The 13514-nt window shown below is 40.9% G+C and carries 13 protein-coding genes; 8 read left to right on the top strand and 5 right to left on the bottom strand.

What is annotated here, in order from left to right; all coding sequences use genetic code 11:
* Positions 1-64 precede the first annotated feature (64 nt).
* From ABJD64_RS20790 to ABJD64_RS20770, 5 genes are all read right to left on the bottom strand, one after another.
* Positions 65-1249, bottom strand: coding sequence for a caspase family protein (locus ABJD64_RS20790; RefSeq protein ID WP_348182292.1), 1185 nt, complete (start codon positions 1247-1249; stop codon positions 65-67).
* Between the two features lie 28 nt (positions 1250-1277).
* A complete protein-coding gene (locus tag ABJD64_RS20785) occupies positions 1278-5774 on the bottom strand; it encodes a T9SS type A sorting domain-containing protein (protein WP_348182293.1) in 4497 nt (1498 codons plus the stop codon).
* A gap of 12 nt (positions 5775-5786) precedes the next feature.
* The gene (locus tag ABJD64_RS20780; protein ID WP_348182295.1) at positions 5787-6548 is read right to left on the bottom strand and encodes a hypothetical protein; all 762 of its coding nucleotides are present in this window, start codon (positions 6546-6548) and stop codon (positions 5787-5789) included.
* 268 nt (positions 6549-6816) lie between these two features.
* Complete coding sequence (locus ABJD64_RS20775) at positions 6817-7323, bottom strand: GNAT family protein (RefSeq protein ID WP_348182296.1); 507 nt, start codon at positions 7321-7323, stop codon at positions 6817-6819.
* Positions 7324-7442: 119 nt separating this feature from the next.
* Entirely contained in the window at positions 7443-7733 is a 291-nt protein-coding gene (locus ABJD64_RS20770) for a hypothetical protein (RefSeq protein WP_348182298.1), read from the bottom strand.
* A gap of 333 nt (positions 7734-8066) precedes the next feature.
* Between ABJD64_RS20770 and ABJD64_RS20765 the strand changes: the two genes are divergently transcribed.
* The 8 genes from ABJD64_RS20765 to ABJD64_RS20730 all read left to right on the top strand — a co-directional run bounded on the left by ABJD64_RS20765 (position 8067) and on the right by ABJD64_RS20730 (position 13451).
* Positions 8067-8651, top strand: coding sequence for a hypothetical protein (locus ABJD64_RS20765; RefSeq protein WP_348182300.1), 585 nt, complete (start codon positions 8067-8069; stop codon positions 8649-8651).
* 236 nt (positions 8652-8887) lie between these two features.
* Positions 8888-9811, top strand: coding sequence for a transglutaminase domain-containing protein (locus tag ABJD64_RS20760; RefSeq protein ID WP_348182302.1), 924 nt, complete (start codon positions 8888-8890; stop codon positions 9809-9811).
* Between the two features lie 80 nt (positions 9812-9891).
* Positions 9892-11016, top strand: coding sequence for an AraC family transcriptional regulator (locus tag ABJD64_RS20755; protein ID WP_348195289.1), 1125 nt, complete (start codon positions 9892-9894; stop codon positions 11014-11016).
* Between the two features lie 52 nt (positions 11017-11068).
* A complete protein-coding gene (locus ABJD64_RS20750; protein WP_348182306.1) occupies positions 11069-11509 on the top strand; it encodes an SRPBCC family protein in 441 nt (146 codons plus the stop codon).
* Positions 11510-11516: 7 nt separating this feature from the next.
* On the top strand, positions 11517-11840 hold the full coding sequence (locus tag ABJD64_RS20745) for a hypothetical protein (protein WP_348182308.1): 324 nt from the start codon (positions 11517-11519) through the stop codon (positions 11838-11840).
* Between the two features lie 64 nt (positions 11841-11904).
* Complete coding sequence (locus ABJD64_RS20740) at positions 11905-12429, top strand: GNAT family N-acetyltransferase (protein WP_348182310.1); 525 nt, start codon at positions 11905-11907, stop codon at positions 12427-12429.
* A gap of 9 nt (positions 12430-12438) precedes the next feature.
* Positions 12439-12867 carry an SRPBCC domain-containing protein gene (locus tag ABJD64_RS20735; RefSeq protein ID WP_348182311.1) on the top strand — a complete coding sequence of 143 codons (429 nt, stop codon included), beginning with the start codon at positions 12439-12441 and terminating at the stop codon, positions 12865-12867.
* Positions 12868-12920: 53 nt separating this feature from the next.
* Positions 12921-13451, top strand: a complete 531-nt coding sequence (locus ABJD64_RS20730) for a GNAT family N-acetyltransferase (RefSeq protein ID WP_348182313.1) — start codon at positions 12921-12923, stop codon at positions 13449-13451.
* Positions 13452-13514: the final 63 nt, after the last annotated feature.

The following is a 13514-nucleotide window of genomic DNA, read 5'->3' as shown; positions in this document are numbered from 1 at the left end:
CAACTAAAATGGACCTATCCAATGGGGTTTGAGCAACTACGCTTCTTCTATATTGTGCTACCGACTATTTTGCTATAAACACGAAGTCACTAAGGGTTTCATCAGTTCCGAAAGACCCAAATCTTGGAACTTGAGACAAGTTTTCCATACTGGACTTTATTTCTGACATGGTCAATACACGATCCTCTCCACCGTTTGTGCTGAGAGCGTAGAGCAGTTTGCTCATAAAAGGAGAATGGCTACCCGGGATTCCATCTGAAACATACTCTTTGCCTCCGGAGGTCAGATACTTCCGGGTACGTTTGTCGAACTTTCTGATTAGCATATCGGATACAGAAACTGTGTAGCTTTGGAGTCCTCTGGACCGGGCTAGCACCGGGTCCAAAGTCCCCCCAAAACAAACATCCATAGCTAATAATATATGCTCATTTGGAATATTGTCTATTACTCCTCTGAGTCTGTTGTGTGAGATATAGGTGGTTTTTGCAACATCATTTTTCAACGAGTTTGAGGCCACTACATATCCTTCGCCGAAGGATTCATCGTAGTGCCCGTGACCTGCAAAAAATACCAGGAGTTGATCCTGTGGATTGAAGTTTCTTTCGTTGTATGACCGGAGTACAGACCACACTTCTTCCACAGATGCGTTTTCGACTATTTCTACCTCAAATTGATAGTTTTCCTGAAGCATTTTAGCCATGGCATGCGCATCGTCTATCGGGTTGACCAAATCACTCCAGTGATCATACCTGTCGGTAGCGAAGATCAGGGCATAATCCTTTCTATTCATTGAAATCATGTTTTTTAGTGCCCCTTCTCCAATGGTCATTTTTCGCTGGGCAGATACTGTTGCTCCATGATTGTCTGCTGCTTCCAGCTCTAAGAAAACCGCACCATTAGGAAGCCAGATGGATTGATTGATGATTACTTCCTTCTGGTGCGGTTCTATCTTAATCAACTTCGAACTTAATACCTCTCCACTCTGATCATCTCCTATATTTAGTGTGACCTTCTTTATAACTTTAGAAGAGCTAATGGCTGCCTGGATGCTTATTTTAGCTTCCACACTACTTGAGTATTCCATACCAGGATTAATCCACTTAATAGTCGGAAGACTATGCGAAGTCGGCAGCCCCTCGCCAGTAAAATTGAGATGTAGACTATTTGATTTATCGGATAGATTTTGTGCTTTGATACTGCTGGAAACTAGCAGTAATGATGCAATGATTAGAAAAAAATATGGCTTCATGATTATTTTATTTACTATTTCTAATTGCTTATTTAATTATGATTTTCCCGGTAGTAACAACTGAATGATTACCTGTCTTGGACTTTATTTGGAAGAAATACAATCCCCTGGCCACTTGACCTCCGTTATTGTTTTTTCTATCCCATGTCAGGCCTCTAACGCCCTGAGCATGATTTGATTCTGTCTTATTGACCACCTGCATACCTTGCATATCATATATAGTCAATATTGCAGATGAGACCTCCTCTCCAATATGAAAAGCATATGGAATTTCTATCCGATGATTCATTGGATTTGGAAATCCTTTGCCGAGTTGGAATCCGTTACCCAGATCTACTGACTCTTTTGTGTAATAGATATTGAAAGACTGTGTGCCTTTGGTGAAGACGTACGAGCTATTGTTTCTCATGTCGATCAAAGCATTCTCTCGCAAGTCATAGAGAATCAATGAACCATTTGGTATTTGGGCATGGTCCCAAGTAAGCTCTACAGATTCATTTGTATTGGATTGTAAATTAAATGCCCAATGATATTGATCTCTCGGACTTACGATATCTTTTGTAAATGACTTGTAAAAGAAATCGTTGTGTTCGGTGTGCATAGCTATGTGATCAGAAAAGTAGGGAGGCGTCATGACATCATACTGATCTTTACTCATTTGAGCAGAAGCATTCATGCCTACGCCCGACAATTGATTTGTCTTATCGCCTTGAGCCAGATTAAAGTCCAGGGCCCATCCTGAAGTAGTTTCTTTATCTGGCTTTACTGATTTCCGCAATCTTCCTCCTGAAGTAGATAAATTGATGTCAACTGGGATTGTAAGCATGATAGCCTGATCCGCGAAAACGAAACCGCCACCGAATACTCGAAATAGATCATTTTCTTCAAACGCAGCACTAGTGGAATTGTAGGTGAAAAGTGGCCCTACCGTTTCTGGATTACCATTAGCAGACAGGACATCTGCCCAACTTATATCCTCTAGGTATGGGTTGCCAATTTGATTCCATCCCTGGGTTAAGTTTAATTCAAATGGCTCATCTATCGTATTAGAGGGGGTCTGACCATCGCCGAACATGAGGTTGACACTTTCAGAAGAAATAAACCAGTATCCGGCTCCTCTTTGTACGTTGGACACTGATAGACCTTCTTCATAATCCACGTATCCGGTTTCATCATTTTTGTATTTTAATAATCTCCATTTGGCCTTGTTGTAATTTCCTAGAACACCTTCGAATAAATCTTGGATTCTGGTTGTCGATAATTCATACGGGATAGATATGATTTGATAATCATTGACTGTTGTCCCAAAACTTTCAGAAATTGGTATTTCGACGTCCTGAACAGGCCTGTTATAAGTAATAGTTTCTGTGAGATCAGATCTGCCAGCTAAATCTTCGATGTGTATCTGGTATTGCATACCCAATGCATCCATCCATTCGGGCTCCACATTAACCTCATATGATCCATCTTGATCAATTGTAACCTCTTCAGAGGTAAAGTCACTTTCTGTTATCTTTCTATGACTTAGCACAACCGAGGTAATACCTCCTGTACCCCCGGATGTACTCCAGGTTAGTTTCAAACTGCTGTAATCAAAATTGAGATTATCAATTGAGGGTTTCACTACTGAGCCATCACTATTTGTTGTGGACGTGGTTTTAATATCCGAATAGGTAGCACTGCCTGAAGTATTGGTAGAGCTTACTTTCACATAATAGATCGTGTTTGGCAATAGCCCTTCAATAAAAGTCTCCGTGAGAATGTTTTGTACCACTTTTGGACTGTTACCATCTACAAGTGAATTGAATACAGGATCAGTGGCTACGTAAATCTCGTAAGTATCAACTCCCAAGACACCTTCCCAAGACACTCTAAATTTAGTTGAAGAATGATCCGCGAAGCCTGTTATGCTCGTTTGTGCGGGCGTGGTAATGGTCGATATAGTTGCAGAATGTCCTGAGTTTCCACTTGCATTTTTGGCACTTACCCGGTAAAAATATTCGGTTCCCGCTGCAAGCCCAATCACCTGATGCGACAATAAAGAGCCGTCGAGAGCAAAATCTTCATAACCTTCAACCAGATCATTGAAGTTCTCATCTTTTGCTACGTCCAACCAGTATTGCTCAACGCCATTAACTGCTTCCCAATGAGCATCGAAAGAAGTTTCAAAATGGCTTGTGGCGGTAGATACTATAGGTATCGCAGGAACTGTTAGCGTTTCAATAATTTCTGAATTAATAGATGTTCCGGACGTATTTTTTGCGCGAACTCGATAAAAATAGGTACTACCTCCATCCAGTCCCGAAACCGTTTTTGAGGTACCAGATACAGTTATATTATCATAACCATCCAATCTCTCGGCAAAATTGGCCGCGGTAGATACATCCAGTTGATATTCGCTGGCCCCAGCCATTGCAAGCCAGTTAGCCTGAATGGAGTTTTCTGACAAATTCGTTGCTGCCGTTGTCACTGGTGCATCTGGCGAAGTCAATGCTTCAATGATATTTGAATTGTCCGAATATCCGCCGTCATTGTTTGATCTTACTCTATAGTAATAAATAGTTCCAGGGCTCAAGCCCGTAATGGATTGGGAAGTGGTAGACACAGTTTTTTCATCGTATCCGGGGACAAATGAAGAGAAGTCTTCCGAAGTAGAAACATCAATAATGTAGGAATTAGGTTCGATGGCGATCGCCTCCCAATTAGCTGTAAATCTATCTATCTCTTTATCAGTGGCCGCAGTAGCAGTAGGAGTTTCTGGTTTCGTGATTAATTCACGTGTCGGTGAGTAATCAGAATAACCTGAAGTATTTCCTGCATTTACTCTATAGAAGTAAGTGGTTCCAGGATCAAGCCCTATTACATCTTGCGTAACGTCCAAAACTTCCAGGTTTTCATATCCAGGAACGAATGAAGAAAAGTCATCGACGGTAGATACATCGATCGAATATTTACTGGCTCCGATTACCGCACCCCAGCCTGCAACGAAGGAAGAGGCAGTGATGTCACTCGGCAAGGAAAAAGGACTACCAGGAATCGTAATTGTTTCGATTGAAGATGAATGGCCCGAGGTCCCGGAATTATTGACAGCACGAACCCGATAGTAATACGTTTTGCCTGAAGATAAACCAGTGACAGATTGTTCTAAGCCGATAATTCCAAACATGGGATAACCCATTGCATATTCGGTAAACCCTTGGTCAAATGCAACATCCAGTTGATAGCTTGTAGCGCTAATCTCCGCGCTCCAGTTGGCAGTAAAAGATGTTTGAGTAAAATCGGTTGCTTGTTGTACCGCCGGTTCTCCAGGTATAGTTAAAGTTACAACTTCATTAGAATTGGAGGATACACCATTGGCATTCTCTGCTCTAAGCCTAAAATAGTATGTGGTTCCATTGGATAATCCAATTACGGATTGGGAGGTGCCTGTCACACTGAGATTCTGATAACCTGAAAAAAAACTTGAAAAATCATCCATTATAGAGACGTCCAATCTGTAACTGGTTGCCCCAAGTTCACTGTCCCAATTGGCTGTAAACGAGGTTTGGGTCAGATCAGTGGCCGCTGTGGCTGTAGGTTCATCTGGTATTGTGATGGTATTCTTCGCCGTTGGGTTGGCAGAAGTAGTATTACCGTTGAAATCGTATGCCCGAACCCTGAAATAGTACGTTGTGCCTTCTGTCAGACCTGTTACATTATGTGATGTTCCTGTTACAGTTAGGTTGTTGTAGCCTGTCACATAAGTAACAAATAAACTTGAAGTAGAAACATCAAGGCGGTAGCTGTCTGCCCTATCCACTCCGCCCCAACTGACATCAAAAGAAGTTTGTGATTCGTTGCTAGCATCATTCATAGTTGGAGTGTCAGGAATGGTATAGACGGTTCTTGAACTGGAATTGCTACTCTCGCCGCCGGAATTAACTGATCTGACTCTATAATAATATCGTGTAGCTGAAGATAGCCCGGTTACAGATTTGCTTGTTGAGGATACGTTTAAGCCGTTATAACCACTGACATAAGAAGTGAAGCTACTCGATGTAGAAACGTCCAGATCGTAGCTTGTAGCTCCAGTTCGGCTATTCCAATTGGCCGTAAATGAAGTTGTGCTTATACTGGTAGCTGCATTGGTTGTCGTTGATTGGGGCTCGGTCGTAATTGTGCGAGTGTTTGAATCACGCTGGGAGGTTATTGGCTCATATTCAGGAGGAGGTCCTGCACAAATGTTGGTGGCAGTAATTTTCACCTGATAAGTAGTACCATAAGAGAGCCCGGAGAGCGTGGCGGATGTTCCTGTAGTACTTCCCCCATCCAACCATGTGACATTTCCGGATACACGGTAGTTTACCAAGTAGGTCACTGCATTAGTCGATGTGCCCCAGGTCAAATTAATCGAAGTCCCGTAAATGTTGCTAGAAGATGGGCTGTTTAAGGTGAAGCTTCCAGGGGTAGTGCAAAACGCCATTGCACCATGGGATACAGTAAATGGCAGGGCTGTGATTAAAAATATTTTAATGAAATTTCTCATGATATCAAGCATTTAATTAGGAAGAATTGGGTCTGGAATCGAGAATTCGGTAGGGGCTGATGAGGATGGTGATTGGCCAGCGAAATATATAATCGCTCCTGACAAGATCGCAGCAGGCACAATCTTCAATACTAGCGGTACTTTCCTTTTGACTCTAAATTCAGCTGTTCTGACCACCTCATCTTTATTCTTGGTATCAGCTATCACAAAACGATAATCCTTACCTGGTTTTGTGTGCGCCGGCAACTGCATTTTATAATGCCCAACGTTGGCGATGTTTGCAAAAGTCTGTACTTTTTGTTCTCCTTTATAGAGATTAAAATTCAGAATGTTCTGCGGTCTGCCGCCTGTCCAGATTATGTTATAGTCTCTTTTTCGCTTCATGGTCTGAATGTCTTCAAATCCTTCCATGTTGATGAATGGGACAAAGACTCGTCCCCGAAGTTCTAAAGCCACTTTTCCATTGAATGAAGAGCCAAGTTCTTTTTTTGCGTCCCAGGTTATTTTCTTGCTCAAACCTGGTTTGATCTCCATTCCTATCTCGCCAGCCCCTTGTTCTAAAGGATTCAGGAAATTATCCTCTGACGAATACAAACGGATAGAATAATATCTTCCAACTATTGAATCTTCCAGATCATAGGTTACATGAACCTGATTGTCGGTAAATTCAATATTTGTGATTTTTACGGATTGTGCTTCCGTGTTTTGTTTGAAAATGACCACCATGCCGAATATCATCACGGCATGGTAGAGATGTTTTGATAGTTGCTTCATTGTGCGTCTTGATTAAAGTATTCTGATCAATAGTGAAATACAAAATGTTTGAGCGCGCAGTAGTTATGACGTTTGTTGCTCATAACAAATGTATCTTTCAAGACGAGGAAAGGCATATTTTGATAGGCCGTGTTCACCTACTGTACACCTCTTTGAGGTATTTATTGCAGTATGTTCACCTGATGTTTACCTTAGTATTTCTGCCAAAAGTGAAATGGCAGCATTGTAAAGTCCAATAAATGAAAGAAAAGGAGCTGGTTAAAATGATTCAAATGATCGGTTTGTATTCTGACTCTAGCATAGAATAAAATCGTTGGGAGCGGAAGCCTTTAGTATCTAGAAAGCACTCTCTTTTTTTTCCTTCAAATACAAACCCTTCGGATTCGTAAAGACTGATGGCTTTTGGGTTGTCATCAAATACATCGAGCCATAAACTATGGGCACTGAGTTGTTCGAAGCAAAACTTCTTGCAGAGTCGTATCGCTTCACGACCAAATCCTTTTTGGCGAATGCCAACAACGAATCGCTTGAACTCGATGTGGCGATGAGGGCTTAGCACATCGTCGAGTAACATGAATCCGACAAAATCTTCGTTTGATAAGTCTATCATGGATAGGTGGAGGCTATTAGTGGTGTGCATAAAGGCTTGATGCCCTGCACGATCAAAAGAGCCAATAAAGTCAAGGTTGTCTTGTTCAAGTGCCATGATTAGCGGTAAATGCTCCGCTTCGGTCTCTGTGAGCCTGATTTTGTTTCCAACGATTGAAATACTCATATGTTAAACGCACTTGGTTTAAATCAACCCATATGTGACACCAACAGGTATCGAGATGTGATTGGGACAATAGGATTCATAGCATAACTCTTGCTAATTATACTGAAATATGCAGGCACTTACTTCCAGGGCTTATAATTCTTAGCAGCTGGGCCCTTTGCGCTCGATCTTTTATCATCTCTAATCACCAATACCTTTTCACCTTTGGCGGTTCCAGGTTTCTTGTTTTTAGCTTTAGGTCCCAAGAGTGACTTTTTGTTCGCCGTCGTATAGACAGGTACCGTCTTTTTATCTTTTTTCCAAACTTTGTAGTTTTTAGCTTTTGGGCCTTTTAGGTCGTTTTTGCTTTGTGCATAACTAATCGTACTTAGAAAAAAGAGCACCGTGGCTGTAAGAATTAGCTTTTTCATCCTGCGGTTATTTTTGGGTTTAATATCACTTGGTTGAATTACTATACAATATAATAGTAATTCGCGAAAATTTAAGTCTATAATTTTGCCTACTCGCCATTCGGTATATTTACTTATGTGGATGAACCAATGCGATCGCTGTTTGGTTGTGGTGTGCCGATGCCATAGCTAATGACAGTTCATTGATGTCCTCTAATCCGGACAGATACGAGATTCAATACGGCAGGTTTTATCTTTTTTTAACTATTTCATGATGTACTAATTGTTGAGACCAGATTTTGGGGGTTGCATCTAAGTAGGTGGTCTTATTGGTAAGACTAACCTACCCTGCAAATGGCATCCTATTCTAAAATTACCTCTCATTATTGTTTTTATTTTATGATGCTAGCCATCATGTCTTGCGACTTTTATGAAGAGTCATATAGTTGTTATGATAGATGTGAGAATATTGAAATCATATCGAGTGAGTTTTCTTCAGTCGATTTGATCCCTTACTATAATCAAGGGGATACATATTTCTTTGGCTTTGAGGATAGTGTATGTACTTGCGATTTTGGAATTGCCGTTGGCCTGAATTTGTTTGAAAATGTCGTTCAAGAGCCCAGTCCAGGATGTTGTGCGTACGAACATCTCTGGCCCGATTCCATAGAAACCGTCGAATTGTTTATGATTAATGTTATCAATGAGGACACAGTAAATATTGCCTCTGATTTTCAACTCACTTCGCCTGTAGACGATGGAACCAATTTGCAAGAATTTTCTGATGGTGATCTTGACAAGGAATATCAGTCATTTCATATGAAACTTACAAAACATAATGGGCTTCCAAAGTCTACCAAGTTTTATGTTGAGGTCAATTTGAATAATGGAAAGAAGCTAATTGACACGTCACACATAGTTTTGTTTGAAGGTCAATAAAGACTTGTTGAAGGTGAATTGATTTCCTCGTGCAGTCGAGAGTTGGCAACCTACATTTCTTGTGGTTGGCTGATCCAAGCCGTACTTACAAGAACCAAATATAAAATCAGTTCGCTAAACTTGATTGTGGTAGCCAAGAGCTATCAACAGAAGGAATAGTGTCATCAATCAAACTGATCCTGTTTGTTGGACAATTCAAGCTTTGAATTGGTTTTTAGGTTTGATATCTTGTTTAGATGAAGGCTATTTCTGTTCTGTTCGGTGTATTCATGTTTTGCCATCTTTCGGCTCAAATTCCTGAATCGAAGAATACACGATTTCCAGAACATGCAGACCATTCTTATAAAGAGCTTATTAATTATGTAACCCAGGCCTACACGGAAAAGAATGACATTGCCAAATTCTTTTATTACTGGATGGCTCAAAATATTCAATACGACTATGCTATTGCAGAGAATCTGGTAGCTGTTCATGGACAAGTGACACGCCCATACGCACTAGACGTATTCGAATCTAAGAGAACAATTTGTTCGGGCTATGCCATCTTGTACAAGCTGTTTCTGAATGAATTCGACATCGAATGCGAGGTGGTAGATGGATATGCAAAAAGCAAAGAAGGGCTTATTTTGTCCGACAGCCTGGAAATAGCCCATACATGGAATGTAGTGAGACTAGAAAATACCTGGTCACTGGTCGATGTGACATGGGCAGCCACTACACGTGTTGAAGAAAAGGTCTCGCCCTTTTTTTATCGAACTCCGCCGGAGCTTTTTGTTTTCAATCATTTCCCATTTATTCCCTATTGGCAATTGGCTGAACAGCCTATTTCATTAAATGAGTTTCGGCGATTGCCAGAAGTCAATGCTGAGTATTATGATTTAGGATTTGCGGCCCTTGCGCCAAAATTGTTGAAAGAAGATTCGAAGTATAAACTGATCATAGGCAAGTCAAAAGAATGGAAACCTATAATAAGCAAAAGCCTGACAGGTAAGGAGTACGAAACCGTCCAATTCAAAAGCAAAGATCTGGGAAACTATCAAGAGTTGATCTTTCAAGCGGATGAATCGAAGCCATTCATCATCCGCCTCGATGCCTATCAGCCTATAGATTGGCAACACCAAGTCACACAAACTCAGTTGGCTTATGTGGTAATGCAATAGGCAGTTTTGCTACTTTCAGTCAAATCTCGTAACATTATCCTCATAGTGTACTTTTCGATTGGATATTCGCTATGCTCGATATGGCTTTAATGTTAAGTTTCCTGATTGCTTTTGGGGCCTGTCAGGCCTTCTTTATTTCCTTGGTTCTGCTAAGCGGGAAAGATAAGACCTCTTTTAGGAGATTTTTTGCCTGGTTTCTTATCATTGAAGGGATTACACTTTTTGAGCGTTTACTTGTTGGTAGTGGACTCATTGATGCGGTTCCGCATTTGATTGGCATTAGTTATCCTATTAGTTTTCTTAAGCCCCCTCTTTTGCTTTTTATGGCCTTTGTCCTGGTCAATGGTCAATTCAAATTACGCAAGGTACATTACCTTCATTTTATTCCATTTGTAATCCTATTGGTCTTCAATCTACCATTTTATGCCATGGCACCGGATGCTAAGTTGGACATGGTGCGTGCTTTTATGAATAAGGTGCCCAGTTACCAAAGTTTTGATTTTTACCTCAGTTTGAGCTTTTTCTTTCATATTGGAATTTATATGTACATGGCCATCAGAGTACTTAGAGAATTTAAAACTCTGGTGAAAAATAATGCCTTGGTCAATTGGTACCTAACCGTGTTATTTTCATACAGCTATTTTCTTCTGGCCCACTTTATCTATTTCATTTTTAGTCCTTTGGGGTGGATGAAATTTCCAACATTCAATCAAATCAGCATGCTGATCATGACATTCATCATTCAATCTATTGCTTACAAACTCATCAATAGATCCTCGGTATTTAATAGCAAGCGGAAACCGGAATTGAGTGATTTGGATAAATACAAACAGACCGAACAACGCATTAAAAATAAATTCGAAACTGACAAAATCCATCTTGACGATACGCTCAATCTTGAGGCATTTGCCCAATCTGTAGGAGAATCTACCTCCTATGTATCCGAGCTGATCAATCAACGATTCGGTTGTTCGTTCAAAAACCTGCTGGCACAATACCGTCTGGAAGAGGCCAAAACCCTGATGCGCAATACACGGATGGATGAAATAAGATTAATAGATATTGCCTATGGTTCCGGTTTTAATAACAAGGTCTCCTTTTATCGAACCTTTAAATCTCAGACGGGTTATTCACCCTCAGAATACCTTAGAGAGATTAAAAATGGTACATTGACAAAAAAATCAGGTTACAAAATACTTAGGTAACCTGATTGCTACTGGATCTGATTATCTATGAGCCGACAAATTAAGTAATTGTATGAAACACAAAGGATCAATTGACATTAGCAAACCCATAAACCTAGTTACTAAACTATTTGCAGACCCTGCTAATCTGAAAGAATATCAAGACGGATTTGTAAGCAAGGAACTGGTCAGCGGGTCGGCGGGTCAGGATGGAGCCATTTCAAAAATGTATTACGAACATAGTGGACGCAAGATGATTCTGACAGAGACTATTACGTCTAACCGCTTGCCAGACTCATTTGAGGCCCATTATCATCATGAACATATGGACAATACAATGAAATGTAATTTTGTTGAGCTCTCTGAAAATGAGACCAGATACGAATTCGAATATGAGTATACACGGATCGATTGGGTCATGCCCAGATTGATGGCCATCCTTTTTCCGGGTATGTATCGCAAACCAGCGGAGAAGTGGTTGCGACAGTTCAAATCATTTGTAGAAAAACAATAGTTAGTTTATGTGGAAAGAAAAATTAAAACTGTACGATGAGCTGGTTGCGAAATGCGAAAGGTTCGAGCGCAAAGGTAAAACTATGCCTTACACCTCTGCCAATGGTTATATGTTCTCGTTGTTGAATAAGGCAGGAGAGATAGGTATTCGGTTCTCTAAAGACGTACAGGAAAAGTACATGCAGGAATTTAATACTACCTTTTATAAATCATATGGCGCAGTTATGAATGGTTATATTTTGATTCCGGAAGAAATGCTAAAAGATTTGGATAAGGTCGCAGTGTATCTTGATGAGAGCTATGACTACGTGATGACATTGGAGCCGAAATAAAACATCTACCCATTTCTATTTGAAATCCGTTAGTGTATTTGAGAAAATTTGTAATGCACAATTGATGTCGAAAACAAACCCTTCTATTTCATTCCGTCACGCCAGCATAGACGATTTGTCTTTACTGAAGCATTGGGACGAACAACCGCATGTAATAGCCAGTGACCCTGACGACTGGGGTTGGGGAGACGATTTGCTTCATTTTCCGGATTGGAGAGAGCAGCTCATTGCGGAGCTGGATGGAAGACCGATTGGTTTCGTACAAATCATTGATCCTGCCAAAGAAGAGACTCATTATTGGGGAGAGGTCCCGGATAATCTGCGCGCCATCGATATTTGGATAGGGGAGAAAACGGATTTGGGAAAAGGATATGGCACGATTATGATGAATCTGGCTATCGGTCGTTGTTTTACGGATGAAAAGGTTACGGCCATTTTGATTGATCCGCTGGAGACCAATACAGCTGCCATTCGTTTTTATGAACGAATCGGATTCCAATTCGTAGAAACAAGGGATTTTGATGGAAGTATTTGCTCTGTCATGCGACTTGAGAAAAAGAAATGGATTGAAAAAAGTACTTCTTCCTGATTTTAAAAAATGAATAACACCTATATATCAAAGGCAAATATTGAAATCCATGCTTCAGAGGATGAAGTCTGGCAGGCTCTGGTAACGCCGGCTATAGCCAAAAAGTACTTTTTTGGAGCGGCAGTTGAATCTGATTGGCAAGAAGGAAGCACCATCACTTTCAGTGGAGAGTATAATGGCAACAAGTATATTGAAAAAGGGATCTTGCTAAAGGTCTCACCCGGAGTGCATCTACAGTATACCCATTGGAGTGATTTAGAAGGAATTCCAGATGTCCCGGAAAACTACAGAGTTTGGTCTTTCCAACTTTTTAAAAAGGAGGGTAAGACACAGCTGTCTGTTTCTGAAGATAGGATTCCGACAGAAAAACAACAACGGAGGTCAGATGAGTTTTGGAACGATGTGCTACAGCATATCAAAAAAATTGTAGAGGAATAAAAACGAAGTCGCGGTCAACAAAGTAGTTGCCTTTTTTTAGCACCGAATTAATTATGAATGCAACATATACCATCAGAGACGCGAAGCCCGAAGAATTTCAAACTATTGGAGAGCTGATGGTTAAGGTATACGCACAACTAGAAGGATTTCCCAAACCAGTGGAGCAACCAACGTATTATGATAAGCTGGCGAATATTGGCAACTTCACTGAAAATCCGGAAACGAGATTGTTGGTAGCTGTTTCCTCTGAAGGCCATATCGGAGGGGGAGTGGTTTATTTTGGAGATATGGAATACTATGGTTCAGGGGGTACAGCCACGCACGAGAAAAATGCAGCTGGGTTTCGTCTACTCGCGGTGGACCCTGATGTACGAGGGGGTGGGCTCGGGAAGTTGCTTACGAAAACCTGTCTGGATATCGCCAGAACAGAAGGGCAGAAGACGATGGTTATTCACTCCACGAAAGCCATGCAAGTGGCCTGGGCTATGTATGAAAGCATGGGTTTTGAAAGAGCCTTAGACCTGGACTTTATGCAGGGAGAATTAGCGGTGTACGGATTTAGGCTTGCACTCCGGAAAGGATAGTCTCAGGAGGAAAAAATAATAACTCCCAACACATGGCCGGGAGTTATTGAAGGATTATCCAAA

The sequence above is a fragment of the Reichenbachiella sp. genome, from assembly GCF_039944555.1.
Taxonomy (GTDB): Bacteria; Bacteroidota; Bacteroidia; order Cytophagales; family Cyclobacteriaceae; genus Reichenbachiella.
This window is presented reverse-complemented; position numbering and strand designations above follow the sequence as displayed.

Bases quoted from the DNA above. Each gene is read 5' to 3' on its own strand.
- ABJD64_RS20790 (WP_348182292.1), bottom strand. From the start codon at position 1,249: ATGAAGCCATATTTTTTTCTAATCATTGCATCATTACTGCTAGTTTCC.
- ABJD64_RS20785 (WP_348182293.1), bottom strand. From the start codon at position 5,774: ATGAGAAATTTCATTAAAATATTTTTAATCACAGCCCTGCCATTTACT.
- ABJD64_RS20780 (WP_348182295.1), bottom strand. From the start codon at position 6,548: ATGAAGCAACTATCAAAACATCTCTACCATGCCGTGATGATATTCGGC.
- ABJD64_RS20775 (WP_348182296.1), bottom strand. From the start codon at position 7,323: ATGAGTATTTCAATCGTTGGAAACAAAATCAGGCTCACAGAGACCGAA.
- ABJD64_RS20770 (WP_348182298.1), bottom strand. From the start codon at position 7,733: ATGAAAAAGCTAATTCTTACAGCCACGGTGCTCTTTTTTCTAAGTACG.
- ABJD64_RS20765 (WP_348182300.1), top strand. From the start codon at position 8,067: ATGGCATCCTATTCTAAAATTACCTCTCATTATTGTTTTTATTTTATG.
- ABJD64_RS20760 (WP_348182302.1), top strand. From the start codon at position 8,888: ATGAAGGCTATTTCTGTTCTGTTCGGTGTATTCATGTTTTGCCATCTT.
- ABJD64_RS20755 (WP_348195289.1), top strand. From the start codon at position 9,892: ATGGCTTTAATGTTAAGTTTCCTGATTGCTTTTGGGGCCTGTCAGGCC.
- ABJD64_RS20750 (WP_348182306.1), top strand. From the start codon at position 11,069: ATGAAACACAAAGGATCAATTGACATTAGCAAACCCATAAACCTAGTT.
- ABJD64_RS20745 (WP_348182308.1), top strand. From the start codon at position 11,517: ATGTGGAAAGAAAAATTAAAACTGTACGATGAGCTGGTTGCGAAATGC.
- ABJD64_RS20740 (WP_348182310.1), top strand. From the start codon at position 11,905: ATGTCGAAAACAAACCCTTCTATTTCATTCCGTCACGCCAGCATAGAC.
- ABJD64_RS20735 (WP_348182311.1), top strand. From the start codon at position 12,439: ATGAATAACACCTATATATCAAAGGCAAATATTGAAATCCATGCTTCA.
- ABJD64_RS20730 (WP_348182313.1), top strand. From the start codon at position 12,921: ATGAATGCAACATATACCATCAGAGACGCGAAGCCCGAAGAATTTCAA.